General features: G+C 64.1%; 24 protein-coding genes. 16 read left to right on the forward strand and 8 right to left on the reverse strand.

The window, feature by feature from the left end:
- Nucleotides 1–61 precede the first annotated feature (61 nt).
- Nucleotides 62–1,279 (forward strand): tryptophan synthase subunit beta, encoded by a 1,218-nt coding sequence (gene trpB, locus HU770_RS11330; protein WP_186663685.1) that lies wholly within the window; start codon nt 62–64, stop codon nt 1,277–1,279.
- The gene (gene trpA, locus HU770_RS11335; RefSeq protein WP_033702475.1) at nt 1,276–2,085 is read left to right on the forward strand and encodes a tryptophan synthase subunit alpha; all 810 of its coding nucleotides are present in this window, start codon (nt 1,276–1,278) and stop codon (nt 2,083–2,085) included. The genes trpB and trpA overlap by 4 nt, the downstream gene beginning before the upstream one ends.
- A gap of 120 nt (nt 2,086–2,205) precedes the next feature.
- Here the strand turns inward: trpA and HU770_RS11340 are convergent, their stop codons facing one another.
- Nucleotides 2,206–2,538 carry a DOPA 4,5-dioxygenase family protein gene (locus HU770_RS11340; RefSeq protein ID WP_186655399.1) on the reverse strand — a complete coding sequence of 111 codons (333 nt, stop codon included), beginning with the start codon at nt 2,536–2,538 and terminating at the stop codon, nt 2,206–2,208.
- A 51-nt stretch (nt 2,539–2,589) separates the two neighbouring features.
- Here HU770_RS11340 and HU770_RS11345 point away from each other — a divergent pair, with 51 nt between their 5' ends.
- Nucleotides 2,590–3,138, forward strand: a complete 549-nt coding sequence (locus tag HU770_RS11345; protein WP_186655401.1) for an NAD(P)H-binding protein — start codon at nt 2,590–2,592, stop codon at nt 3,136–3,138.
- A 14-nt stretch (nt 3,139–3,152) separates the two neighbouring features.
- Here HU770_RS11345 and HU770_RS11350 read toward each other — a convergent pair whose 3' ends face one another.
- Complete coding sequence (locus HU770_RS11350) at nt 3,153–4,052, reverse strand: LysR family transcriptional regulator (RefSeq protein WP_033702472.1); 900 nt, start codon at nt 4,050–4,052, stop codon at nt 3,153–3,155.
- 109 nt (nt 4,053–4,161) lie between these two features.
- Between HU770_RS11350 and betC the strand changes: the two genes are divergently transcribed.
- The 3 genes from betC (at nt 4,162) to HU770_RS11365 (ending at nt 8,247) form a co-directional block, all read left to right on the forward strand.
- A complete protein-coding gene (gene betC, locus HU770_RS11355) occupies nt 4,162–5,679 on the forward strand; it encodes a choline-sulfatase (protein WP_186663686.1) in 1,518 nt (505 codons plus the stop codon).
- Nucleotides 5,680–5,693: 14 nt separating this feature from the next.
- Complete coding sequence (gene choX / locus HU770_RS11360; protein WP_186655405.1) at nt 5,694–6,617, forward strand: choline ABC transporter substrate-binding protein; 924 nt, start codon at nt 5,694–5,696, stop codon at nt 6,615–6,617.
- 64 nt (nt 6,618–6,681) lie between these two features.
- Nucleotides 6,682–8,247, forward strand: a complete 1,566-nt coding sequence (locus tag HU770_RS11365; RefSeq protein WP_186663687.1) for a SulP family inorganic anion transporter — start codon at nt 6,682–6,684, stop codon at nt 8,245–8,247.
- Between the two features lie 27 nt (nt 8,248–8,274).
- Here the strand turns inward: HU770_RS11365 and aroE are convergent, their stop codons facing one another.
- Together aroE and hemF are read right to left on the reverse strand one after the other, a co-directional pair.
- Nucleotides 8,275–9,099, reverse strand: coding sequence for a shikimate dehydrogenase (aroE, locus tag HU770_RS11370; protein WP_033702468.1), 825 nt, complete (start codon nt 9,097–9,099; stop codon nt 8,275–8,277).
- Nucleotides 9,100–9,125: 26 nt separating this feature from the next.
- Nucleotides 9,126–10,037, reverse strand: a complete 912-nt coding sequence (hemF, locus tag HU770_RS11375; RefSeq protein ID WP_033702467.1) for an oxygen-dependent coproporphyrinogen oxidase — start codon at nt 10,035–10,037, stop codon at nt 9,126–9,128.
- Nucleotides 10,038–10,171: 134 nt separating this feature from the next.
- Here hemF and HU770_RS11380 point away from each other — a divergent pair, with 134 nt between their 5' ends.
- A complete protein-coding gene (locus tag HU770_RS11380) occupies nt 10,172–11,149 on the forward strand; it encodes an NADPH:quinone reductase (RefSeq protein ID WP_186663688.1) in 978 nt (325 codons plus the stop codon).
- 132 nt (nt 11,150–11,281) lie between these two features.
- Here the strand turns inward: HU770_RS11380 and HU770_RS11385 are convergent, their stop codons facing one another.
- Together HU770_RS11385 and dprA are read right to left on the reverse strand one after the other, a co-directional pair.
- The gene (locus HU770_RS11385; protein WP_033702465.1) at nt 11,282–11,839 is read right to left on the reverse strand and encodes an L-threonylcarbamoyladenylate synthase; all 558 of its coding nucleotides are present in this window, start codon (nt 11,837–11,839) and stop codon (nt 11,282–11,284) included.
- Between the two features lie 42 nt (nt 11,840–11,881).
- Nucleotides 11,882–12,979, reverse strand: a complete 1,098-nt coding sequence (gene dprA / locus HU770_RS11390; protein WP_186663689.1) for a DNA-processing protein DprA — start codon at nt 12,977–12,979, stop codon at nt 11,882–11,884.
- Between the two features lie 206 nt (nt 12,980–13,185).
- Here dprA and def point away from each other — a divergent pair, with 206 nt between their 5' ends.
- Genes def through HU770_RS11415 form a run of 5 tightly spaced genes read left to right on the forward strand, consistent with a single transcriptional unit; the run spans nt 13,186 to nt 17,710 of the window.
- Complete coding sequence (def, locus tag HU770_RS11395; RefSeq protein WP_033702463.1) at nt 13,186–13,692, forward strand: peptide deformylase; 507 nt, start codon at nt 13,186–13,188, stop codon at nt 13,690–13,692.
- 60 nt (nt 13,693–13,752) lie between these two features.
- A complete protein-coding gene (gene fmt / locus HU770_RS11400; protein ID WP_186663690.1) occupies nt 13,753–14,685 on the forward strand; it encodes a methionyl-tRNA formyltransferase in 933 nt (310 codons plus the stop codon).
- The gene (gene rsmB / locus HU770_RS11405; protein ID WP_186663691.1) at nt 14,682–15,992 is read left to right on the forward strand and encodes a 16S rRNA (cytosine(967)-C(5))-methyltransferase RsmB; all 1,311 of its coding nucleotides are present in this window, start codon (nt 14,682–14,684) and stop codon (nt 15,990–15,992) included. Before fmt ends, rsmB begins: the two co-directional genes overlap by 4 nt.
- A gap of 24 nt (nt 15,993–16,016) precedes the next feature.
- Nucleotides 16,017–17,390, forward strand: a complete 1,374-nt coding sequence (gene trkA, locus HU770_RS11410; protein WP_033702460.1) for a Trk system potassium transporter TrkA — start codon at nt 16,017–16,019, stop codon at nt 17,388–17,390.
- Nucleotides 17,391–17,401: 11 nt separating this feature from the next.
- Complete coding sequence (locus HU770_RS11415; RefSeq protein WP_008096550.1) at nt 17,402–17,710, forward strand: tetratricopeptide repeat protein; 309 nt, start codon at nt 17,402–17,404, stop codon at nt 17,708–17,710.
- A 136-nt stretch (nt 17,711–17,846) separates the two neighbouring features.
- Here the strand turns inward: HU770_RS11415 and HU770_RS11420 are convergent, their stop codons facing one another.
- Nucleotides 17,847–18,734, reverse strand: coding sequence for a lysophospholipid acyltransferase (locus tag HU770_RS11420; protein ID WP_033702458.1), 888 nt, complete (start codon nt 18,732–18,734; stop codon nt 17,847–17,849).
- Between the two features lie 41 nt (nt 18,735–18,775).
- Nucleotides 18,776–19,327 (reverse strand): DNA-3-methyladenine glycosylase I, encoded by a 552-nt coding sequence (locus HU770_RS11425; protein ID WP_033702457.1) that lies wholly within the window; start codon nt 19,325–19,327, stop codon nt 18,776–18,778.
- Nucleotides 19,328–19,410: 83 nt separating this feature from the next.
- Here HU770_RS11425 and glyQ point away from each other — a divergent pair, with 83 nt between their 5' ends.
- The 4 genes from glyQ to HU770_RS11445 are packed head-to-tail and all read left to right on the forward strand — an operon-like array spanning nt 19,411 to nt 23,771.
- Nucleotides 19,411–20,358 carry a glycine--tRNA ligase subunit alpha gene (gene glyQ / locus HU770_RS11430; RefSeq protein WP_033702456.1) on the forward strand — a complete coding sequence of 316 codons (948 nt, stop codon included), beginning with the start codon at nt 19,411–19,413 and terminating at the stop codon, nt 20,356–20,358.
- On the forward strand, nt 20,355–22,409 hold the full coding sequence (glyS, locus tag HU770_RS11435) for a glycine--tRNA ligase subunit beta (RefSeq protein ID WP_095063962.1): 2,055 nt from the start codon (nt 20,355–20,357) through the stop codon (nt 22,407–22,409). The genes glyQ and glyS overlap by 4 nt, the downstream gene beginning before the upstream one ends.
- 3 nt (nt 22,410–22,412) lie before the next feature.
- A complete protein-coding gene (gmhB, locus tag HU770_RS11440) occupies nt 22,413–22,940 on the forward strand; it encodes a D-glycero-beta-D-manno-heptose 1,7-bisphosphate 7-phosphatase (RefSeq protein ID WP_047582464.1) in 528 nt (175 codons plus the stop codon).
- Between the two features lie 45 nt (nt 22,941–22,985).
- Nucleotides 22,986–23,771 carry a lysophospholipid acyltransferase family protein gene (locus HU770_RS11445; RefSeq protein WP_033702452.1) on the forward strand — a complete coding sequence of 262 codons (786 nt, stop codon included), beginning with the start codon at nt 22,986–22,988 and terminating at the stop codon, nt 23,769–23,771.
- Nucleotides 23,772–23,837 lie beyond the last annotated feature (66 nt).

Here is a 23,837-nt window from a genome sequence, read left to right on the forward strand (position 1 = left end):
GACGGGCGTTGCGTGGTTACAGTAAAGCCCATCACTCATTCAGTACGCCTTGGAGCGCCCCATGACCCAGACTCAATACCGCCCTGGCCCAGACGTCAACGGCCTGTTCGGCTCGTTCGGCGGCCGCTACGTGGCAGAAACCCTGATGCCGCTGGTGCTGGACCTGGCCCGCGAATACGAAGCGGCCAAGGCCGACCCCGCGTTTCTCGAAGAGCTGGCCTACTTCCAGCGTGACTATATCGGCCGCCCGAACCCGCTGTACTTCGCCGAGCGCCTGACCGAGCACTGCGGCGGCGCAAAAATCTTCTTCAAGCGTGAAGAGCTCAACCACACCGGCGCGCACAAGGTGAACAACTGCATCGGCCAGGTGCTGCTGGCCAAGCGCATGGGCAAAAAACGCCTGATCGCCGAAACCGGCGCCGGCATGCACGGCGTGGCCACCGCCACCGTTGCAGCCCGTTTCGGCCTGCCTTGCGTGATCTACATGGGTGCCACCGACATCGAGCGCCAGCAGGCGAACGTGTTCCGCATGCGCTTGCTGGGCGCCGAAATCGTCCCGGTCACCGCTGGCACCGGCACCCTCAAAGACGCCATGAACGAAGCCCTGCGCGACTGGGTCACCAACGTCGAAGACACCTTCTACCTGATCGGCACCGTGGCCGGCCCGCACCCGTACCCAGCCATGGTCCGCGACTTCCAGTCGATCATCGGCAAGGAAACCCGTGTCCAGCTGCAAGAGAAGGAAGGGCGCCTGCCCGACAGCCTGGTCGCCTGCGTCGGCGGCGGCTCCAACGCCATGGGCCTGTTCCACGCATTCCTTGAAGAACCAAGCGTGCAGATCATCGGCGTCGAAGCCGGCGGCCACGGCGTGCATACCGACAAGCACGCTGCCAGCCTGAACGGTGGCGTACCGGGTGTCCTGCACGGCAACCGCACCTACCTGCTGCAAGACGCTGACGGCCAGATCACCGACGCCCACTCGATTTCCGCCGGCCTGGACTACCCAGGTATCGGCCCCGAGCACGCCTACCTGCACGAAGTGAAGCGCGTCGAGTACGTCAGCATCACCGACGACGAAGCCTTGGATGCGTTCCACGCCACCTGCCGCCTGGAAGGCATCATCCCGGCCCTGGAAAGCGCCCACGCATTGGCCGAGGCGATCAAGCGCGCGCCGAACCTGCCCAAGGACCACTTGATGGTCGTGTGCCTGTCCGGGCGCGGCGACAAAGACATGCAAACCGTGATGAACCACATGGCCGCCCAGGAGAAACAGGCATGAGCCGTCTTGAACAACGCTTCGCCGAACTTGCGGCCGAAGGCCGTGCGGCACTGGTCACCTTCGTAACTGCGGGTGACCCCGGCTACGACGCCTCGCTGCAGATTCTCAAGGGCCTGCCAGCGGCTGGCGCCGACGTGATCGAACTGGGCATGCCGTTCACCGACCCGATGGCCGATGGCGTCGCCATCCAGCTGGCCACCCTGCGTGCGCTGGAAGCCGGCCAGACCTTGGCCAAGACCCTGCAGATGGTTCGCGAATTCCGCGTGGGCAACCAGGCTACGCCGATCGTACTGATGGGTTACTACAACCCGATCCACCGCTTTGGCGTGGAAAAGTTCGTGGCCGAGGCCAAGGATGCGGGCGTCGATGGCCTGATCATCGTCGACCTGCCGCCTGAGCACGACGCCGAGCTGGCGACCCCGGCCCAGGCGTCGGGCATCGACTTCATCCGCCTGACCACACCGACCACCGACGACGCGCGCCTGCCGCGTGTGCTGGAGCGCAGCTCCGGGTTTGTCTATTACGTGTCGGTGGCTGGTGTAACCGGTGCAGGGTCTGCGACAACCCAGCACGTGAGCGAGGCGATTGCCCGCCTGCGTCGGCATACCGCCCTGCCGATCAGCGTAGGGTTTGGCATTCGCACGCCAGAGCAGGCGGCGGCGATTGCGCGCCTGGCCGATGGTGTGGTGGTGGGCTCGGCACTGGTCGACAAGATCGCCCAGGCCAAAGATGCGGATCAGGCTGTTAACGATGTATTGAGCTTGTGCTCGGCGCTGGCTGAAGGTGTGCGCGGCGCTCGACGCTGATTGGCGTTGCCTTCTTTGCGGGGCAAGCCCGCTCCCACCGGTCCACTGCAATCTGTCAGAAAGCACTCGACCTGTGGGAGCGGGGCTCGCCCCGCGAATGGGCCGCATGGCGGCCCCCATCTAGCCACCAAAAATCGACAGTTTCAAAGGCCGCACAGCCCCCATCCAGATCGCATGATCACGGTGATCGGCCAGCTCATCCCCGGTCAGCGGGTGCAGAAACACCACCAACCCGTTGCGATACAACGCCAGCCACGGCAACACCACCCCCACCACCTCCGGCCCGAACGCCAACTGGCAGCTCCAGTCCGGGTGCGGCCCCACCGGTTGCTGGTGCATGCGCCCCATGGTCACGGGGAACAGCCGCGCCGCCTCTTCGCACAATGCCCGCGCCTGCTCGATGGTCGATGCGTCGTAGTACACGTGGGCGTGATAGCCCTTGATCCTCTGCACGATAACTCCTGATTGCGGTCCAACCATCACCACCGCAAAGGAGGTGATGCAGTGAAAAATGCCGAAACCCCCGTGTTCAAGCTGGTGCTGTTCGGGGCCGAGTCTAGCCTTGGCAGTGCGCTGATCGCCGAGCTGCTGGCGCGCCAGCATGAGGTTACCGCCGTGGTCGACGACCTCAACCGCCATGCGCCACGCCCTGGCCTGCATTTCAAGATAGGCGGGCTGGGCGCTGCCGACCAGGCAGAGCAGGGCGCTGCGGGGGGCTCGGCGGTGGTTGCGCTGGTGTCAGCGCTGGCACCCGCTGACCTGCCCGCGCAATGGCGGATGAGCGAGGCGCTGATCGCTGGGCTTGCGCGTACGACTATACGCCGGCTGTTGCTGGTGGGCGATTTCGATGTGCTGGACAGGCCAGGCCATTACACCGATGAACAGCGCGAGGGCGTGGACCATGTGGTCGATGCGCTACAGCGCAGTGCGCTGCACTGGACGCTGATCAATGCGCCGCAGCAGTTGGCGGATTTGGAGAACGTTGCGGCGGGGATGGTGGATATGCTCGACCTGGGCTTGCATCGGGGCGAGCATTTGAACTTCGTATCCTGAGGCCTCTTCGCGGGTCAAGCATTGCGCTCGTCTTCAAGCCAACCCACAAACCGCTCGATCAACGCCCCGCGCCGCTTGCGTGGCGGCAACACCACGTAATACCCCCGCGCCGAACGCAAACTGCCCTCCAGTGGCCGACACAGCAGGCCCTGCTCCACCAGCCCATCGACCAGATGCCCCCAGCCAATCGCCACCCCTTGGCCGGCAATCGCCGCCTGGATCAACAGGGTGTAGTTATCGAAACGCAGTTGCCCCGGCGGTGGCGGGCTGTCCACGCCAAACCCACGAAACACCCCCGCCCAGTCGAACCAGCGGCTGGCTTGTTCGCCGCGCAGGTGAAGCAAGGGCAAACGCTGCAAAGCCACGGCTGACAAGGGTTTGCCATGAGTCAGCCGGGGGCTGCAGACCGGGAATACCTCTTCATCGAACAACCACCGGCTCTCGCCCTGATGAAAACGCCCATCGCCAAACAGCACGGCCACATCAATGTCCGGCCGCAACATCGCCTGGCTGCGCTCACCCGTCACCAGGCTGACATCCACCTGTGGATAAGCCTCATGAAAGCGTTGCAGCCTGGGCATCAGCCAGAACGCAGCGAAGGCAAAGTCGGTGGCCACTTGCAGCACCTCACGCTGGCCCCGGCCACTGGCCAGGGCAAGGCCGTCGTCCATGGCCTGCAGCCCTTGGTGCACCTGCTCGAACAGCACCTGGCCGGCATCGGTCAGCGCGATACCCCGGTAGATCCGGTCGAACAGCCGGGTACCCAACTGAGCCTCCAGGCGCTTCACCTGCTGGCTCACCGCCGGCTGCGTGGTGCCCAGCTCCAGCGCGGCGGCGGTAAAGCCACGCAAGCGTGCCGCAGCCTCGAACACGCGCAGGGTATCGAGCGACAGCTCGGCAAGGCGCTCAAACATAAGCTCAGCTAATCCCAGTCATTGCCCGCCATGGGCTTTACCCATGTTATCCACAGTCGCATCTTGATAGGCAAGCGGTTCGCATAACCTTCAACGATGGAAACCAACCATGACGCGCCCGAATATCCTGTTCATCATGGCCGACCAGATGGCCGCGCCCCTGCTGCCGATCTACGCCCCTTCGCCCCTCCAGATGCCACACCTCGGCCGCCTCGCCGCGCAGGCGGTGGTGTTCGACTCGGCCTACTGCAACAGCCCGCTGTGCGCGCCCTCGCGCTTCACCCTGGTCAGCGGCCAGTTACCCAGCCGCATTGGCGCCTACGACAACGCCGCCGACTTCCCTGCCGATGTGCCAACCTACGCCCACTACCTGCGTCGTCTGGGCTACCGCACCGCCTTGTCCGGCAAGATGCACTTCTGCGGCCCGGACCAGTTGCATGGCTATGAAGAACGGCTGACCAGCGATATCTACCCGGCCGACTACGGCTGGGCGGTGAACTGGGATGCACCCGACGAGCGCCCGAGCTGGTACCACAACATGTCTTCAGTACTGCAGGCCGGCCCCTGCGTGCGCACCAACCAACTGGATTTCGACGAAGAAGTGGTGTTCAAAGCCCGCCAGTACCTCTACGACCATGTGCGCGAAAACGATGGCCGGCCGTTCTGCCTGACCGTGTCCATGACCCACCCCCACGACCCCTACACCATCCCCAAGCGCTACTGGGACCGCTACGAGGGTGTGGATATCCCCATGCCCCGCGCCGAGCTCGGCCAGCACGAGCAGGACCCGCATTCGCAACGCCTGCTCAAGGTCTACGACCTGTGGGACAAGCCGCTGCCTGTGGACAAGATCCGCGATGCCCGGCGTGCCTACTTCGGCGCCTGCAGCTACATCGACGACAACATTGGCCAACTGCTGCAAACCCTTGAGGAATGCGGCCTGGCAGAGGACACGTTGATCGTGTTCTCCGGCGACCACGGCGACATGCTTGGCGAACGCGGCCTCTGGTACAAGATGCACTGGTTCGAGATGTCGGCACGGGTGCCACTGCTGATTCACGCGCCCAAGCGCTTTGCAGCGGCACGGGTAAGCGCCTCGGTCTCGACCTGCGACCTGCTGCCCACCCTGGTCGAACTGGCCGGCGGCACTGTGGACAACTCGCTGCAGCTGGACGGACGCTCGCTGCTTGGCCACCTGCAAGGGCAGGGCGGCCACGACGAGGTGATCGGTGAATACATGGCCGAGGGTACGGTCGGCCCGCTGATGATGATCCGCCGCGGCCCGTACAAGTTCGTGTACAGCGAAGACGACCCATGGCTACTCTATGACCTGAGCCGCGACCCGTACGAGCGGGAGAACCTCACCGGCAGCCCGGACCATCAGGCGCTGCTGCAGGCATTTGTCGATGAAGCCCGGCAACGTTGGGACATCCCCACCCTGCGCCAGCAGGTGCTGGCCAGCCAGCGCCGCCGTCGCCTGGTGGCCGAGGCCCTGGCCATCGGCAAGCTGAAGAGCTGGGACCACCAACCGCTGGTGGACGCCAGCCAACAGTACATGCGCAACCACATCGATCTCGACGACCTCGAGCGCAAGGCCCGTTATCCACAGCCCGCACCTCTGGATTGAGAAGAGAGTCCGCCATGCAAAAGTTCTCTACCGCCGTGCTCGCCCTGGCCTTGAGCCTAGGCGCTGCCTCGACGCACGCCGAAGACGCGCAATGCAACACCGTGAAGCTGGCCGACCCCGGCTGGAGCGACATCGCCACCACCAACGCCATCACCCGCCTGCTGCTGGAAAGCCTCGGCTACCAGGTGAAGATCGACAGCCTGGCCGTGCCGATCATCTACGGTGGCCTCAAGGATGGGCGAGTCGATGCCTTCCTTGGCAACTGGATGCCGGCGCACCAGGGGTTTCATGACAAGTTCGTCGCCACCGGTGATGTGCAGCAGCTGGCCCGCAACCTCGAAGGCACCGAGTTCACCCTCGCGGTGCCCGACTATGTGTGGAATGCCGGGGTGAAGGATTTCGCCGACCTGCAAACGCATGCCGAACAGTTCGACAAGAAGCTCTACGGAATCGGCTCGGGAGCCCCGGCCAACCTGTCGCTCAAGGAGATCATCGACAAGAATGCGTTCAACCTCGGCCAGTGGAAGCTGGTGGAGTCGAGTGAACAGGCGATGCTCGCGCAGGTGGACCGCGCCGTGAAGAAACAGCAGTTCATCACCTTTCTCGGCTGGACACCACACCCGATGAACGTGAAGCTGAAGATGCACTACCTCACGGGCGGCGAGCAGTGGTTTGGCAGCAAGGGCGAGGTCTACACCCTGACTCGCAAAGGTTATGCACAGGCGTGCCCGAATACCGCGAAGCTGCTGGGTAACCTGAGATTTACCCTGGACATGGAAAACAGCATCATGGCCGAGGCTGTGGATAAGAAAATCAGCTTCGACGAGGCGGCCAAGGCGTGGGTCAAGGCGCATCCCGAGGTTCTGGAAGGGTGGCTGGCCGGGGTAACCAGCAAGGCCGGTGGCGATGCAAACGAGGCCGTCAAAGCCAAATTGTAATTCAGACAACCACACTCACCCGCTCCGACAGGGGCGGGTACAACCCCCGGGATTTGAATAAGCCATGCACCGTCTTCACCGCCTGCTGCCCTTCCTCACCTGGCTGCCCCGCCAATCGGGCCGCAGCCTGCGTCAGGACCTGCTGGTGGGCCTGAGCGGTGCCATCCTCGCCTTGCCACAATCCATCGCCTACGCCCTGATTGCCGGCCTGCCTGCCGAATACGGCCTGTTCGCCGCCATCGTCCCGGTGCTCATCGCCTGCCTGTGGGGCTCTTCCTGGCACCTGATCTGCGGCCCGACTGCCGCCATCTCCATTGTCCTGTACGCCAGTGTCAGCCCCTTGGCGGTGCCCGGCAGTGCCGACTACGTCACGCTGGTTCTGCTGCTGACCTTCATTGCTGGCATCTTCCAGCTTTTGCTCGGCCTGCTACGGTTCGGCGCGCTGGTCAATTTCGTCTCCCACTCGGTGGTGCTCGGCTTCACCTTGGGTGCCGCCATCGTCATCGCCCTCGGCCAGTTGCCCAATCTGCTGGGCATGGACCTGCCGAGCCAGGCCACGGCCTTGAAAACCGTCCAGGACCTGGCCAGCCACGCCGGTGAGGTTGACCTGCCATCGCTGATGCTGGGCCTGGCCACGGTGCTCATCGGCGTGGGCTTCAAGCTGTGGCGGCCGCGCTGGCCAAGCTTGTTGATCAGCCTGATCCTGGTCAGCCTGCTGGCCTGGTTGCTGCCTGGCTTCTTTGGCCATGTGCCGAGGGTGCCGGCCTTCACCGGCCAATTACCGCCCTTGAGCCCGCTGCCGTTGCTGGACCTTGAGCTGATGCTGCGGCTGCTGCCGACCGCGGTGGCCGTGGGTATGCTCGGCCTGGTCACCAGCCTGTCGATCGCCAGGTCGCTGTCTTCGCGCTCCGAACAGCTGATCGACGCCGACCAGGAGATCCGCGCCCAAGGCCTGTCGAACATCGTCGGTGCGTGGTTCTCCGGCTACCTTTCATCAGGCTCTTTCACCCGCTCGGGCCTGAGCTACGACGCAGGTGCCAGGTCGCCTATGGCGGGGGTGTTCTCGGCGCTGTGGGTCGCGGTGTTTGCCGTCGCAGGCGCGGGGCTGATCGCCCATCTGCCGATCCCGGCCATGGCGGGCAGCATTCTGCTGATCTGTTGGGGGTTGGTGGATCACCGGGGTATTCGCGCGCTGTTCCGGGTCAGCCGCTCGGAATTCCTGGTCATGGCCCTGACCGCCGCCGCGACCTTGCTGCTGGAACTGCAAACGGCGATCTACGCCGGGGTGCTGGCTTCGCTGTTCTTCTACCTCAAGCGCACTTCACGGCCACGGGTGCAGCAGAGCCGGGAAGGGCAGGCCGATGTGCTGCGGGTGGGCGGGTCGATCTTCTTTGGCGCGGCGCATTACCTGCAGGTGCGCCTGCAACGCTGCCAGGGGCCGCATGTGGTGATCGACGCGCGGCAGGTGAACTTCATCGATTACTCCGGTGTGGATATGTTGCACCGCGAGGCCCGGCGATTGCGGCGTGCGGGGGGTAGTTTGACCTTGCAGCGGGCGCGGCCGCAGGTGGTCGAGGAATTGCAGAAGCTGGAGGGGGTGGCGTTGTGTCCGATCCGGTTTGAAGAATGACTGGGGCCGCTTTAAGGCCCCAAAACCTCAACCCCGCGCCAACTGCCTGCGCAATTCAGCCAGCACCGGCGCCGTATCCGGGCGCACCCCACGCCAGATAAAGAACGCTTCCGCCGCCTGTTCAGCCAGCATCCCCAGCCCGTCCAGCACCTTGGCCGCCCCCAAGTCGGTGGCCCATTGGCAAAACGGCGTAGGCTCCTTGCCATACATCATGTCATAGCAAACCGTACGCCCCGCCTCGACCAGGCTTGCGGCAATCGGCGGCATCTCGCCCGCCAGGCTTGCCGAGGTGGCGTTGATGATCACGTCCACCGGTTCCTGCAGCCAGGCAAACCCACTGGCCACCACCGGCCCGAGTTCATCGAACTCGTGGGCCAGCAGCTCGGCCTTTTCCACCGTGCGGTTGGCAATCACCAGCGACTCGGGGCCGTGCGCCAGGATCGGCTCCAGCACGCCACGTACCGCGCCACCCGCGCCAAGGATGAGAATCCGCTTGCCCGCCAGCTGCACGCCGGCATTCACCGTCAGGTCGCGTACCAGGCCAGCACCGTCGGTGTTGTCACCCTGCAGCGTGCCGTCAGCCAGCTTGCTCAGGGTATTCACCGCCCCCGCCCGCTGGGCACGTGGGGTCAGGCTGTCGCACAGGCGGTAGGCTTCTTCCTTGAACGGCACGGTGACGTTGCCGCCTCTGCCTTGTTTGAAGAAGCCGTAGGCACAATCGCTGAACTCGTCCAGCGGCGCCAACAGGGTGGCGTACTCCAGGTCCTGGCCGGTCTGTTCGGCGAACAGGCGGTGGATCAGCGGCGACTTGCTGTGGCCGATGGGGTTACCGAAAACGACGTACTGGTCCATGGTGGGTTCCTCGGTTATCCACAGGCTTACTGGGCGAGCCAGTCGCGATCTTGCAGGTAGTACTCGGTCAGGCGCGCTTCTTCGCTACCGGGCGCGGCCTTCCAGTCGTAGCCCCAGCGTACCTGCGGTGGCAGCGACATGAGGATCGACTCGGTACGCCCACCCGATTGCAGGCCGAACAAGGTGCCCCGGTCATAGACCAGGTTGAACTCCACGTAGCGGCCGCGGCGGTACTCCTGGAACTCACGCTGCTCGGCGGTGTAGGGCGTGTCCTTGCGGCGCTGGACGATCGGCAGGTAGGCCTCGACGTAGGCGTCGCCGATGGCGCGGATGAACGCGAAGCAGGTGTCGAAGTCCCACTCGTTCAGGTCATCGAAGAACAGCCCGCCGATGCCACGCGGTTCGCCACGGTGCTTGAGGTGGAAGTAGCGGTCGCACCAGGCTTTGTAGCGCGGATAAACGTCGGCGCCAAACGGCGCACAGGCCTGCTCGGCCACGCGGTGCCAGTGGATGCAGTCTTCTTCATTGCCATAGTACGGGGTCAGGTCGAAGCCGCCGCCGAACCACCACACGGCCTCTTCACCCTCTTTTTCGGCGATGAAGAACCGCACATTGGCGTGAGAGGTGGGCACGTGCGGGTTGTGCGGGTGGATCACCAGCGACACGCCCAGGGCCTCGAAGCCACGGCCAGCCAGTTCCGGGCGGTGGGCACTGGCCGAAGGCGGCAGGCCGGTACCGAACACGTGAGAGAAGTTGACCCCGCCTTTCTCGATCAACTTACCGTCACCGATCACCCGCGTACGGCCCCCGCCACCGGCTTCGCGCGTCCAGGCGTCCTCGACGAAGCGGGCGCCGCCGTCCTCGGTTTCGAGGGCGGAGCAGATGCGGTCTTGCAGGTCGAGCAGGTAGGCTTTCACGGCCTCGGTGCGGCTGGTCATCGGGTCACCTGGAGCGGGCAGAGAAGAATTCGCCGCGTAGCATACCACCGGCGGCCGACGCGCCGCAGTTGACGGCGATCAAGCAAAGGCGTCCGATAGAGGGCTGTTACCAATCCCGACAACAGGAGTGCGAGATGGCCAAGCGTATCCAGTTCAGCCAGCATGGCGGCCCGGAAGTTCTGCAGCTTGTAGAGTTCGAACCCGCCCCGCCCGGGCCACAGCAGGTCCGCGTGCGTAACCATGCGATCGGCCTGAACTTCATCGATACCTATTTCCGCAATGGCCTGTACGCGCCGCCTGCACTGCCGTCAGGCCTGGGCACCGAGGGTGCAGGCGTGGTCGAGGCGGTGGGCGAGGGCGTTACCCGCCTGAAAGTGGGTGACCGCGTAGCCTATGGCGGCGGGCCGCTGGGTGCCTACAGCGAGGTGCATACGCTGCCGGAGGCCAACCTGGTCAAGCTGCCGGATAACATCAGTTTCGAGCAGGCGGCGGCGGTGATGCTCAAGGGGCTGACCGTGCAATACCTGCTCAAGCAGACCTATGCCGTGCAGCCGGGCGACGTGATCCTGTTCCATGCCGCTGCGGGTGGCGTGGGTTCCCTGGCTTGCCAGTGGGCCAACGCGCTCGGGGCCAAGCTGATCGGTACCGTCAGCTCTGCCGAGAAAGCCGAGCGGGCCAAGGCGCTGGGAGCATGGGCAACCATCGACTACAGCCGTGAAGACGTGGCCAAGCGGGTGCTGGAGCTGACCGACGGCAAGAAATGCCCGGTGGTGTATGACGGTGTGGGTGCCGACACCTGGCTGACCTCGCTCGATTGCCTGCAACCGCGCGGGTTGATGGTGAGCTTTGGCAATGCCTCCGGCGCGGTGAGCGGGGTGAACCTGGGGATCCTGGCGCAGAAGGGTTCGCTGTATGTCACCCGGCCGACCTTGGCCAGTTATGCCAACAATGCCGAGAACACCCAGGCCATGGCCGATGACCTGTTTGCGGTGATCGCGAGTGGCGAGGTGGTTGTGGATATCCAGCAACGGTATCCGTTGGGTGAAGCGGCCAAGGCGCAGGCGGAGTTGTCGGCGCGGCGGACTGTGGGGTCGACTGTTTTGTTGCCATGATTGAGAAGGCTGCGTTGAAGCGACCAAGTGCCTGCCTTGGTTTTTGTGGTGTTGCGAATATCGAGCGCCGCCCGCGCGGCGCTTCGCGGGGCAAGCCCGCTCCCACAAGGAGGTGTATTGGCGCTTGGCAATTTAGCCCGGACGAACGACTTCGCCAGTCGCCAGGTTGCGAATCACACTCGGGTTCTTCCGCCCGCCCAGCGCCCCGCCCAGTACCAGATCCAACTGCCCATGGAAGTACTGCTCCACCCGCAACCGGGTCTTCGCCGCCGGGCGCCCGCCGGGGTTGCACGAGGTGGAAATCAACGGCCCAACCAATGCACACAACTCACGCACCTGCGGGTGGTCGCTGACCCGCAGCGCCACCGTGTCGTGCTCACCCGTCACCCACTCGGGCAACAGGTCCTGGTGCGGCACCAGCCAGGTATTAGGGCCAGGCCAGGTGCTGCCCATGCGGTCGATCCAGTCCTCGGGGAAATCCTCGAACAGGAAGTCGAACTGGCGGATGTTGTCGGCGACCAGGATCAGGCCTTTATCCACAGGCCGCGACTTGAGCGCCAGCAGGCGGTACACCGCGTCCTCGTTCCACGGGTCGCAGCCCAGGCCCCAGACCGCTTCAGTCGGGTAGGCAATCACCGCGCCCGCCCGGATCTCACGTGCGGCTTGTTGCACACGAAAACTGCTCACCATTTCTCTCTCTCCGCCTATAAACCTTGCTTGCGCGCAGTGTACTTAGCCCGCACGGGCAAACCAACGCCCCGCTTCATTGCTGACCTGGCCTTGCAGCTCCAGTTCGGTCAGTTGCGCCAGCACGTCGGCCAGCGGCTGCTCGCTGCAATGGGCCAGGCTTTCGGTAGTCTGTGGTGCGGCATGCAGCAGAGCAAGCAGGGGGTGGTCATATTCGTCCACTATCGCAGGGGGCAGGTTCTGCCAGCCTCGCAGGCTTTCCAGAATCTGTTCCACGCTCTCCACCAAGAGCGCGCCGTCACGGATCAACTGGTGGCAGCCTTTGGCCCCTGGGTGGTGGATCGAACCGGGGATGGCGTAAACCTCGCGGCCCTGCTCGGCCGCCAGCCGCGCGGTTATCAACGAACCACTGGCCAGGCTCGCCTCCACCACCAGCACGCCCAGCGACAAACCGCTGATGATGCGATTGCGCCGTGGAAAATTGCCCGGCAGCGGCCCGGCATCCAGCGGGTACTCGGAAACCAGTGCGCTACCGCTGTCGATGATCGCCTGGGCAAGCTCGCGGTGGCGCTGTGGATAAAGTTTTTGCAAGCCCGTGCCGAGTACACCGATCGTCCCCCCGCCAGCCTGCAGAGCAGCCCGATGAGCGGCACCGTCGATGCCCAACGCCAGCCCACTGGTAATGGTGAAACCGGCCTGCGACAGGTATCGGGAAAATGCCCTGGCGGTGTCGAGCGCGGGGGGTGAAGCACGCCTGCTGCCCACAATTGCCAGCTGTGGCCGCTCAAGCAAAGCAGGGTCACCGGCGACGAAAAGCAGCGGCGGTGGATCGTCGATTTCACCCAGCAACGCAGGGTAGCCAGGGCTGTCCCACATCAGCAAATGCTGGCCGGGATGCTCTAGCCAGGCCATCGCAGCCAGTGCGCCGTCGCGTACTTCGGCGCTGCGCCGCGCGTCGATGGTGGCCTGCGCCATGCCCAGCGCTCGCCAGGCGCCGGCCGGCGCACTCAGCGCTGAAGAGGCGCTGCCGAAGGCTTGCAGCAAGGTGTGAAAACGACGCAGCCCGGTCTCGGGAAGGCGGTGCAGGCGTAATCGCGCTTCCAGTTCGGCAGGCGGGCAAAGCGACGAGTGGGGGGTCGGCATCGGGATCATCCTTGATCGAAACAGGGCCATTTACGTGGCACAACCTGTGGATAAGTTTGTGGGTAACACTTTGAAAAGCTGTCCATTAATCGGACGCTATCAAGCCCATAGACACCCTAGACGAGCTTGCCAGGTGCCGAAATCGCCGATTACCTTTATTATGTGTGTTCAGTTTTCAACCGAACGCACAGTGACTGCCCGACCTTATGGCCATCTTGAACATTCTCGAATTCCCGGACCCGCGCCTGCGCACCATCGCCAAACCGGTGACGGTGTTCGACGACGCCCTGAGCCAGCTGATCGACGACATGTTTGAAACCATGTACGAGGCGCCTGGCATCGGCCTGGCGGCGACCCAGGTCAACGTCCACAAACAGCTTGTGGTGATGGACCTGAGCGAAGACCGTAGCGAGCCACGGGTTTTCATCAACCCGGTGGTCGAAGAGCTGACCCACGACATGGGCCAGTATCAGGAAGGCTGCCTGTCGGTGCCTGGCTTCTACGAGAACGTCGACCGCCCTCTGCGGGTGCGCGTCAAAGCCCTGGACCGCGACGGCAAGCCCTTTGAGCTCGAAGCCGAAGGCCTGCTGGCCGTGTGCGTGCAGCACGAGTTCGATCACCTCAACGGCAAGCTGTTCGTCGACTACCTGTCCACGCTCAAACGCGACCGAATCAAGAAGAAGCTGGAAAAGCAGCACCGCCAGAACGCCTGATCCCCACCTTCCAGAAGGCTTGCTCCGGCAAGCCTTCTTCTTTTTTGCAGCGAGAACTCCATGCGCATCGTCTTCGCAGGCACTCCAGAGTTTGCCGCCGAACACCTCAAGGCACTGCTCGACAGCCCCTATGAGATCGTGGCCGTCTACACCCAGCCAGACCGCCCCGCCGGCCGTGGCCAGAAGCTCATGCCGAGCGCGGTCAAGGCCCTGGCCGTGGCCCACGACATCCCGGTGCTGCAACCGCCGACCCTGCGCAATGCCGATGCCCAGGCAGAACTCGCCGCGCTCAAGCCCGACCTGATGGTGGTGGTCGCCTACGGCCTGATCCTGCCCCAGGCCGTGCTGGATATTCCCCGCCTGGGCTGCATCAACAGCCACGCCTCGCTGCTGCCACGTTGGCGCGGTGCAGCGCCGATCCAGCGTGCAGTGCAAGCCGGTGACGCCGAGAGCGGCGTAACCGTGATGCGCATGGAAGCCGGCCTGGACACCGGGCCGATGCTGCTCAAGGTGGTCACCCCGATCAGCGCCGAAGACACCGGCGGTACCCTGCATGATCGCCTCGCCGAAATGGGCCCACCGGCCGTCCTACAGGCCATCGCTGGCCTCGCCGACGGCACGCTGCAAGGTGAAGTCCAGGACGACACCCTGGCCACCTACGCACACAAGCTGAACAAAGACGAAGCACGCATCGACTGGAGCCGCCCGGCCGTGGAGCTGGAGCGCCTGATCCGTGCCTTCAACCCGTGGCCGGTGTGCCATAGCACCCTGGACGGCGAAAGCGTGAAGGTGCTGGCGGCCAGGTTGTCCACAGGCAAGGGCGCCCCCGGCGAGATCCTGTCTGCCAGCAAGGATGGCCTGGAGGTCGCTTGTGGTGATCAAGCCTTGAGCCTGACCCGCCTGCAACTGCCCGGCGGCAAGGCGCTGAACTTCAGCGACCTGTTCAACAGCCGCCGCGAGAAGTTCGCCAACGGCAAGGTGCTTGGCCAATGAACCCACGCCTGGCCGCCGCCCGTGCCCTTGCCGCTGTGCTCAGCGGCAAGGCCTCGCTGAACAGTTCGTTGCCGGCGCAACTGGACAAGGTCGATGAACGCGACCGTGGCCTGACCCAGGACCTGGCGTTCGGCACCGCCCGCTGGCAGCCGCGCCTCGACCTGTTGGCCGCGCAGTTGCTGCAAAAGCCGTTCAAGGCCGCCGATGCCGATGTGCAGGCACTGCTGCTGGTCGGCTTGTACCAGCTGTTCTACACGCGCATTCCGGCACACGCCGCCATCGGCGAGACCGTAGGCTGCGCCGACAAGCTGAAAAAACCGTGGGCCAAGGCCCTGCTCAATGCCGTGCTGCGCCGCGCCCAGCGTGAAGGCGAAGCGCTGCTCGCCGGCATGGAGCGCGACCCGGTGGTACGCACTGCACACCCTCGGTGGCTGCAGAAAGCGCTGAAAGCCTTCTGGCCAGAGCAATGGGAAGCCATCTGCGCCGCCAACAACGCCCACCCGCCGATGATCCTGCGGGTCAACCGCCGCCACCACAGCCGCGATGCCTACCTGGCCTTGCTGGCAGAGGCCGGCGTCGGCGCCAGCGCCTGCCAGTTCAGCCGCGACGGTATCGTGCTGAATGAGCCCTGTGATGTGCGCAGCCTGCCGGGCTTCGCCGAAGGCTGGGTGAGCGTGCAGGACGAGGCCGCGCAATTGTCTGCCGACCTGCTCGAACTGGCCCCCGGCCAACGCGTGCTCGACGCCTGCTGCGCCCCGGGCGGCAAGACCTGCCATTTGCTCGAAGCCGAGGCCGGCCTTGCACACCTGGTGGCCATCGACCTGGAGGCCAAGCGCCTGACCCGCGTGCGCGAGAACCTCGAGCGCCTGCAACTGGACGCCGAACTGATCGCCTGTGATGCCCGCGACACCGCCAGCTGGTGGGACGGCAAACCCTTCCAGCGCATCCTGCTCGACGCCCCGTGCTCGGCCACCGGCGTGATCCGCCGCCACCCGGACATCAAGCTGACCCGCCAGGCCGACGACATTCCGGCCCTGGCCATGCTGCAAGGCGAGCTGCTCGATGCCCTGTGGCCAACCCTGGAAGTAGGCGGCATGCTGCTCTACGCCACCTGCTCGAGCCTGCCGACCGAAAACACCGAGGTGATCGAGGCGTTCCTCGCCCGCACTCCGGGCGCCCGTGAGCTGGACTTGGCCACCGAGGCCGGCCTGCGCCAGCCCCACGGCCGCCAGTTGCTGGCCCAGGAAGGCGGCCACGACGGTTTCTATTATGCCAAGCTGATCAAAATCGCCGCTTCACGCGGATAAGCACAACGGTTCAGGGAGTAGCGGATGAAGATCATCATCCTCGGCGCAGGGCAGGTGGGTGGTACGCTGGCAGAGCACCTGGCCAGCGAGGCCAACGACATCACCGTGGTCGACACCGACGGCGAGCGCCTGCGCGACCTCGGCGACCGTCTGGACATCCGCACGGTGCAGGGCCGCGGCTCGCTGCCGACGGTGCTGCGCCAGGCCGGCGCCGACGACGCCGACATGCTGGTGGCGGTGACCAACAGCGACGAGACCAACATGGTGGCCTGCCAGGTCGCCTATTCGCTGTTCCATACGCCGACCAAGATCGCCCGGGTACGCGAATCAGCCTACCTGACCCGCGAAGAGCTGTTCCACAACGACCACATCCCGGTGGACGTGCTGATCAGCCCCGAGCAGGTGGTGACCAACTACATCAAGCGCCTGATCGAGCACCCGGGCTCCTTGCAGGTGATCGACTTCGCCGAAGGCAAGGCGCAACTGGTGGCGGTCAAGGCTTACTACGGCGGCCCACTGGTGGGCCAGCAGCTGCGCCAGATCCGCGCGCACATGCCCAATGTGGACACCCGCGTGGCGGCAATCTTCCGCCGTGACCGGCCGATCACCCCACGCGGTGACACCGTGATCGAGGCCGATGACGAAGTGTTCTTCATCGCCGCGAAAAAAGACATTCGCGCGGTGATGGGCGAGCTGCGGCGCATCGACGAGACCAACAAGCGTGTGGTGATCGCCGGTGGCGGGCAGATCGGCGAGCGCCTGGCCGAGGCCATCGAAAGCCGCTACCAGGTGAAGATCATCGAGATGAACCCGGCCCGCTGCCGCCACCTCTCCGACACCCTGGAAAGCACCGTGGTGCTACAGGGCAGTGCGTCAGACAAAGACCTGATGCTCGAAGAGAACATCGCCGACGCCGACATCTTCCTGGCCCTGACCAACGACGACGAGGCCAACATCATGTCGTCGCTGCTGGCCAAGCGCCTGGGTGCGCGCAAGGTGATGACCATCATCAACAACCCGGCCTACGTGGACCTGGTGCAGGGCGGTGAAATCGACATCGCCATCAGCCCGCAGTTGGCCACCATCGGCACCTTGCTGGCGCACGTGCGGCGTGGCGACATCGTCAGCGTGCACTCCCTGCGCCGCGGCGCGGCCGAGGCCATCGAGGCCGTGGCGCACGGCGATTCGAAATCGAGCAAGGTGGTGGGCAAGGCCATTGAAGACATCGCCCTGCCACCGGGTACCACGATCGGCGCGATCATCCGCGACGAAGAGGTGATGATTGCCCACGACGACACGATGATCGCGTCGGGTGACCACGTGATTCTGTTCGTTGTGGATAAAAAACACATTCGGGATGTGGAGAAGCTGTTCCACGTCGGCTTGAGTTTCTTCTAGGAGAAGTGGGCATGCGCGAGTCGCTGGAGAAAATGCTGGCCAAGGGTGTGGATAACCCACTGCTGAGATTTGGCCTGGGCAAAGCCTGGCTGGATGAGGGCAACGGGGCTGAGGCGGCGGTGCACCTGGCACGGTGCGTGGAGCAGGACCCTAAGTATTCGGCGGCGTGGAAGCTGCTGGGCAAGGCGTATCAGTTGCAGGGTGATTTGGCGGCGGCGCGCAAGGCCTGGGAGGACGGGATCGTGGCGGCGCAGGCCCATGGGGATAAGCAGGCCGAGAAAGAGATGGCGGTGTTCCTCAAGAAGCTGAATAAAGTCTGAAATTGCCGGGGCTGCTTTGCAGCCCATTCGCGGGGCAAGCCCGCTCCCACAAGGTACAGAGTGACCCTCAGGCTGCGCAGGACTTGTGGGAGCGGGCTGGCCCCGCGAATGGGGCGCAAAGCGCCCCCAAAAAATCTCAATACCAGCGCGGCTCACCGGCCGGGCGCTTCTTGAAGCGCTTCATGCTCCACATGTACTGGCTCGGGTACTCGCGCACATACCGCTCGACCACCTTGCTCATGGCCGCCGCCGATTCGGTCACATCCGTGCTGTACATCGCTTCAGGCGCCGCTTCCAGAATCACCCGGAACCCAGAGCCATCCGGCAGACGCAGCGCATGCAGGAACACCCCTACCGCCTTGCCACCGGCCAGCATGTTCGGCACGAACTTGCTGGTCAGCGCCTGGGTACCGAGAAACGGCACGAACACCCCGGCCGATTCCGCCGGCTCCGGGTCGGCTGGGATGCCCACCTGCCCACCGCGGCGCACTTCCTTGATCACACTGAGGATGCCTTCCTTGGTCGAAGGCGCGACGCGGTTACCCATTTGCACCCGCTGCTCACGCAGCAGGTCATCCACGGCCTTCAGTTTCGGCGGGCGGTAGAAGATGATCGGTTTGCACTGGTTGCAGTAGAAGTGGTTCAACACTTCCCAGTTACCCAGGTGGCTGGTGATGCCGACCACGCCCTTGCCCGAGGCAAGGGCCTGCTCCAGCACTTCCAGGCCTTGCACTTCCTTGACCAGCTCCAGCGAACGCTGCGGTGGCCAGATCCAGGCGCACGCGCTCTCGACGAAGGACTTGCCGATATCTCTGAGCGCATGGCCAACCAGCTGCTCACGCGCGACCGGGTCCATCTCGGGGAAACACTTGGCCAGGTTGATACGCACCACGTTGCGCGACCCGTTCGGGACCTTCCACATCAGCCAGCCGATACCGGCGCCGACGCGCTGTACCGCGCCCCAGGGCAACTTGGCGAACAGTCGAAGCACCCCGACCATCAGGGCGCCCTTGAACTTTTCCACAGGCGAATTCCTTATTTCAGCAAGGCGCGCATTGTACCCCTTCAGCGCGCCAAGGCGGCGTAGCGATCACAATCGGTGGTGTGGTCCATGACCATGCCGGTGGCCTGCATGAAGGCGTAGCAGATGGTCGGGCCAACAAAGGTGAAGCCAGCTTTTTGCAAGGCCTTGCTCATCGCCTTGGCTTCGTCGGTGACCGCCGGCACGTCGCTGCGGCCCACGAAATGATTGACCTTGGGCTTGCCGCCGACAAACGACCAGAGCCACTCGGCGGGGTTATCCACAGCCAGCCAGGCCTGGGCGTTGCGCCGGGCGGCCTTGAGCTTGAGGCGGTTGCGGATGATGCCGGCGTCGAGCATCAGCGCTTCGATGCGTTCATCGCTCATCTGCGACAACTTCAACGGATCGAAGCCGTGCAGCACCTCGCGATAGCGCTCGCGTTTACGCAAAACCGTGATCCATGACAGCCCAGCCTGGAACCCTTCGAGCAAAAGCATCTCGAACAGCAACGCCGGATCACGCTGCGGTGTTCCCCATTCCTGGTCGTGGTAGGCCTGGTACAACGGATCGTCGGTACACCAAAAGCAGCGTGGCATAAGGCTCCAATGAGTAGAGGGCGAGGCGAATCAGGTTATACTCCCGCTCTTTACATCCGCATCCCCAGATACAGGTGAATTTCGTGAGCCAGCCTACGCCAGCCGTGCGTACCTTCCAAGACCTGATCCTCGCCCTGCAGAACTACTGGGCAGCTCAAGGTTGTGTGGTGCTTCAGCCCTACGATATGGAAGTAGGCGCCGGCACTTTCCATACCGCCACGTTCCTGCGCGCCGTTGGCCCAGAGACCTGGAACGCCGCCTACGTGCAGCCTAGCCGTCGCCCTGCCGACGGGCGGTATGGCGAAAACCCAAACCGCCTGCAGCACTACTACCAGTTCCAGGTAGTGCTCAAGCCGAACCCGGCCAACTTCCAGGAGCTGTACCTCGGCTCGCTGAAAGCCATCGGCCTGGATCCGCTGGTCCACGACATCCGTTTCGTCGAAGACAACTGGGAATCGCCGACCCTCGGCGCCTGGGGCCTGGGCTGGGAAATCTGGCTGAACGGCATGGAGGTGACCCAGTTCACCTACTTCCAGCAGGTCGGCGGCATCGAGTGCTACCCGGTCACCGGTGAGATTACCTATGGCCTGGAACGCCTGGCCATGTACATCCAGGGCGTCGACTCGGTCTACGACCTGGTCTGGGCCGATGGCCCGTTCGGCAAGGTCACCTACGGCGACGTGTTCCACCAGAACGAAGTGGAGCAGTCGACCTACAACTTCGAACACGCCAACGTCGAGAAACTGTTCGAGCTGTTCGATTTCTACGAAAGCGAAGCCAACCGCCTGATCAAGCTGGAGCTGCCGCTGCCGACCTACGAAATGGTCCTGAAGGCCTCGCACACCTTCAACCTGCTCGACGCCCGCCGCGCCATCTCGGTGACCGAGCGCCAGCGCTACATCCTGCGTGTACGTACCCTGGCCCGGGACGTGGCGCAAAGCTATCTGCAAGCCCGCGCACGCATGGGCTTCCCGATGGCGACCCCTGAACTGCGTGACGAAGTGTTGGCTAAGCTGGAGGCTGCACAATGAGTGCTCAAGATTTCCTGGTAGAACTGGGCACTGAAGAGCTGCCACCCAAAGCCCTGGCCACCCTCGGCGACGCCTTCCTGGCCGGTATCGAGAAAGGCCTGCAGGCCGCAGGCCTGAACTACGCCGCCAAGTCGGTGTACGCCGCGCCGCGCCGCCTGGCCGTGCTGATCCGCCAGCTCGACGTGCAGCAGCCTGACCGCAGCATCAATATCGATGGCCCGCCCCGCCAGGCGGCCTTCGACGCCGAAGGCAACCCGACCCAGGCCGCCCTGGGCTTCGCCAAGAAGTGCGGCGTCGAGCTGGCCGAGATCGACCAGAGCGGCGCCAAGCTGCGCTTCTCCCAGCACATCCCGGGCAAGGCCACCCTCGGCCTGCTGCCGACCATCGTCGAAGACTCGCTCAACGACCTGCCGATCCCCAAGCGCATGCGCTGGGGCGCCAGCCGCGAAGAGTTCGTGCGCCCGACCCAGTGGCTGGTGATGCTGCTCGGTGACCAGGTCGTCGACTGCACCATCCTTGCCCAGCAAGCCGGCCGTGAATCCCGCGGGCACCGTTTCCATCACCCGGAAAACGTGGTCATCACCACCCCGGCCAACTACGTTGAAGACCTGCGCAAAGCCTACGTGCTGGCCGACTTCTCCGAGCGCCGCGAGCTGATCGCCAAACGCACTGCGGAACTGGCCATGCAGCAGGAAGGCAGCGCCATCGTGCCGCCCGCGCTGCTGGACGAAGTGACCGCCCTGGTCGAGTGGCCAGTGCCGCTGGTGTGCTCGTTCGAGGAGCGTTTCCTCGACGTGCCGCAAGAAGCCCTGATCACCACCATGCAGGACAACCAGAAGTACTTCTGCCTGCTGGACAGCGAAGGCAAGCTGCTGCCGCGCTTCATTACCGTGGCCAACGTCGAAAGCCGCGACCCGAAGCAGATCGTCGAAGGCAACGAGAAGGTCGTGCGCCCACGCCTTACCGACGCCGAGTTCTTCTTCAAGCAAGACAAGAAACAGCCGCTGGAAACCTTCAACGAGCGCCTCAAGAACGTGGTGTTCCAGGCTCAGTTGGGCACCGTCTACGACAAGGCCGAACGCGTTTCCAAGCTGGCCGCATTCATCGCGCCACTGATTGGCGGGGATGCCCAGCGCGCCGGCCGCGCCGGCCTGCTGTCCAAGTGCGACCTGGCCACCGAGATGGTCGGCGAATTCCCTGAAATGCAGGGTGTTGCCGGTTACTACTACGCGCTCAACGATGGCGAGCCGCAAGACGTCGCCATGGCCCTGAACGAGCAGTACATGCCGCGTGGCGCTGGCGCTGAACTGCCGCAGACCCTGACCGGTGCTGCCGTGGCCATCGCCGACAAGCTCGACACCCTGGTCGGCATCTTCGGTATCGGCATGCTGCCTACCGGTAGCAAAGACCCGTACGCCCTGCGCCGCGCCGCACTGGGTGTGCTGCGCATCCTGATCGAGAAGCAGCTGGACCTGGACCTGACCGGTGCCGCCGAATTCGCGGTCAAGCAGTTCGGCGCCAAGGTCAAGGCCGCTGGCCTGGCCGAGCAGGTGCTGGAGTTCATCTTCGACCGCCTGCGTGCGCGCTACGAAGACGAAGGCATCGACGTCGCCACCTACCTGTCGGTACGTGCCCTGAAGCCGGGCTCTGCCCTGGACTTCGACCAGCGCGTGCAAGCCGTGCAGGCTTTCCGCAAACTGCCGGAAGCCGAAGCCCTGGCGGCGGTGAACAAGCGCGTATCGAACCTGCTGAGCAAGGCCGAGGGCGCCATCGCCGAACAGGTCGAGCCGAAGTACTTCGACAATGCCAACGAGTTCTCCCTGTACTCGGCCATCCAGCAGGCCGACCAGGCTGTGCAACCGATGGCTGCCGCACGCCAGTACAGCGAGTCGCTGGCCCGCCTGGCTGCCCTGCGTGACCCGGTCGACGCCTTCTTCGAGGCGGTGATGGTCAATGCCGAGGACGCCAAGGTCCGCGCCAACCGTTATGCCCTGCTCAGCCGCCTGCGCGGTCTGTTCCTGGGTGTAGCCGACATCTCGCTGCTGGGGTAAGCCTTGAAACTGCTGATTCTCGATCGTGACGGGGTGATCAACTACGACTCCGACGCCTACATCAAGTCGCTGGAAGAGTGGGTCCCCATCCCCGGCTCGGTCGAGGCCATCGCGCAGTTGAGCAAGGCGGGCTGGACGGTGGCCGTGGCCACCAACCAGTCCGGCATTGCCCGTGGCTACTACTCGCTGGATACCCTGGAGGCCATGCACACGCGCCTGCGTGCGTTGGTGGCCGAGCAGGGCGGTGAAGTGGGCCATATCGTGTATTGCCCGCATGGGCCGGACGAGGGCTGCGCTTGCCGCAAGCCCAAGCCGGGCATGCTGCTGGCAATTGCCGAGCATTACCAGGCCGCCCTGGGCGGCGTGTGGTTTGTCGGCGACAGCCAAGGTGACCTTCAGGCCGCCCTGGCCGTCGGTGCACGACCTGTGTTGGTGAAAACCGGCAAGGGTGAGCGGACCCTGGAAAAAGGCGTCCCTGAAACTACACTGATTTTCGACGATCTGGCAGCTATCGCCAGAGAACTAATTTAAACAGTGCGCCTTCGGGCGCATTTTTCTCAGGCGGGCACGCCCGCAATGGTACAAGCCACTATGTCGATCCTGCAGGCGATCAGAATCTTTCTTTTTTACCTGCTGCTGGGCACCAGCTCGTTGCTGTGGTGCACCCTGAGCTTTTTTGTCGCGCCATTCTTGTCATTCCCCAGGCGTTACAAGTTCATCAACGTGTTCTGGTGCCGTTGCGCGTTATTTTTGAGCCGCACCATCCTTGGCATCGATTACAAGATCACCGGCGCCGAAAACGTGCCCAGTGAGCCGTGTGTGATCCTGTCCAACCATCAGAGCACCTGGGAAACCTTCTTCCTTTCCCAGTACTTCTCGCCGCTCAGCCAAGTGCTCAAGCGCGAGCTGCTGTACGTGCCGTTCTTCGGCTGGGCCATGGCCATGCTGCGGCCGATCGCAATCAACCGCGACAACCCCAAGGAAGCCCTGCGCCAGGTCGCCAGCCAAGGTGACGAGCTGCTCAAGCAGGGTGTATGGGTGCTGATTTTCCCGGAAGGTACCCGCGTGCCATTCGGCACCGTCGGCAAGTTCTCCCGCGGCGGTACCGCGCTGGCAGTCAATGCTGGCCTGCCGGTGCTGCCCATTGCGCACAACGCGGGCAAGTTCTGGCCGAAGGCTGGCTGGGGCAAGCGGGCGGGCACCATCGAGGTGGTGATCGGTGAGCCGATGTATGCCAACGGCACCGGCCCGCGTGCCATCGCCGAGCTCAACGACCGCGCGGCCGCCTGGAACGAGGCCACGCAAAGGGCCTTGGGCTCGCTGCCACCAGTAGATGAAAAGCCACACGAGCAGATGGCCTGACGTTCTGTGGATAACTTGTGAGCAGTTTTTTAATGAGCTGTTGCAAGTACGTGTTAAGTGATTGAA

Origin of the sequence: Pseudomonas sp. SWRI68 (assembly GCF_014269165.1) — a bacterium.
In the GTDB taxonomy this organism is placed as follows: domain Bacteria; phylum Pseudomonadota; class Gammaproteobacteria; order Pseudomonadales; family Pseudomonadaceae; genus Aquipseudomonas; species Aquipseudomonas capeferrum.

What these genes read in the sequence shown, in the direction of transcription:
- trpB (WP_186663685.1), top strand. Translation starts at nt 62, where the DNA reads ATGACCCAGACTCAATACCGCCCTGGCCCAGACGTCAACGGCCTGTTC.
- trpA (WP_033702475.1), top strand. Translation starts at nt 1,276, where the DNA reads ATGAGCCGTCTTGAACAACGCTTCGCCGAACTTGCGGCCGAAGGCCGT.
- HU770_RS11350 (WP_033702472.1), bottom strand. Translation starts at nt 4,052, where the DNA reads ATGTTTGAGCGCCTTGCCGAGCTGTCGCTCGATACCCTGCGCGTGTTC.
- betC (WP_186663686.1), top strand. Translation starts at nt 4,162, where the DNA reads ATGACGCGCCCGAATATCCTGTTCATCATGGCCGACCAGATGGCCGCG.
- choX (WP_186655405.1), top strand. Translation starts at nt 5,694, where the DNA reads ATGCAAAAGTTCTCTACCGCCGTGCTCGCCCTGGCCTTGAGCCTAGGC.
- HU770_RS11365 (WP_186663687.1), top strand. Translation starts at nt 6,682, where the DNA reads ATGCACCGTCTTCACCGCCTGCTGCCCTTCCTCACCTGGCTGCCCCGC.
- aroE (WP_033702468.1), bottom strand. Translation starts at nt 9,099, where the DNA reads ATGGACCAGTACGTCGTTTTCGGTAACCCCATCGGCCACAGCAAGTCG.
- hemF (WP_033702467.1), bottom strand. Translation starts at nt 10,037, where the DNA reads ATGACCAGCCGCACCGAGGCCGTGAAAGCCTACCTGCTCGACCTGCAA.
- HU770_RS11380 (WP_186663688.1), top strand. Translation starts at nt 10,172, where the DNA reads ATGGCCAAGCGTATCCAGTTCAGCCAGCATGGCGGCCCGGAAGTTCTG.
- HU770_RS11385 (WP_033702465.1), bottom strand. Translation starts at nt 11,839, where the DNA reads ATGGTGAGCAGTTTTCGTGTGCAACAAGCCGCACGTGAGATCCGGGCG.
- dprA (WP_186663689.1), bottom strand. Translation starts at nt 12,979, where the DNA reads ATGCCGACCCCCCACTCGTCGCTTTGCCCGCCTGCCGAACTGGAAGCG.
- def (WP_033702463.1), top strand. Translation starts at nt 13,186, where the DNA reads ATGGCCATCTTGAACATTCTCGAATTCCCGGACCCGCGCCTGCGCACC.
- fmt (WP_186663690.1), top strand. Translation starts at nt 13,753, where the DNA reads ATGCGCATCGTCTTCGCAGGCACTCCAGAGTTTGCCGCCGAACACCTC.
- rsmB (WP_186663691.1), top strand. Translation starts at nt 14,682, where the DNA reads ATGAACCCACGCCTGGCCGCCGCCCGTGCCCTTGCCGCTGTGCTCAGC.
- trkA (WP_033702460.1), top strand. Translation starts at nt 16,017, where the DNA reads ATGAAGATCATCATCCTCGGCGCAGGGCAGGTGGGTGGTACGCTGGCA.
- HU770_RS11415 (WP_008096550.1), top strand. Translation starts at nt 17,402, where the DNA reads ATGCGCGAGTCGCTGGAGAAAATGCTGGCCAAGGGTGTGGATAACCCA.
- HU770_RS11425 (WP_033702457.1), bottom strand. Translation starts at nt 19,327, where the DNA reads ATGCCACGCTGCTTTTGGTGTACCGACGATCCGTTGTACCAGGCCTAC.
- glyS (WP_095063962.1), top strand. Translation starts at nt 20,355, where the DNA reads ATGAGTGCTCAAGATTTCCTGGTAGAACTGGGCACTGAAGAGCTGCCA.
- HU770_RS11445 (WP_033702452.1), top strand. Translation starts at nt 22,986, where the DNA reads ATGGTACAAGCCACTATGTCGATCCTGCAGGCGATCAGAATCTTTCTT.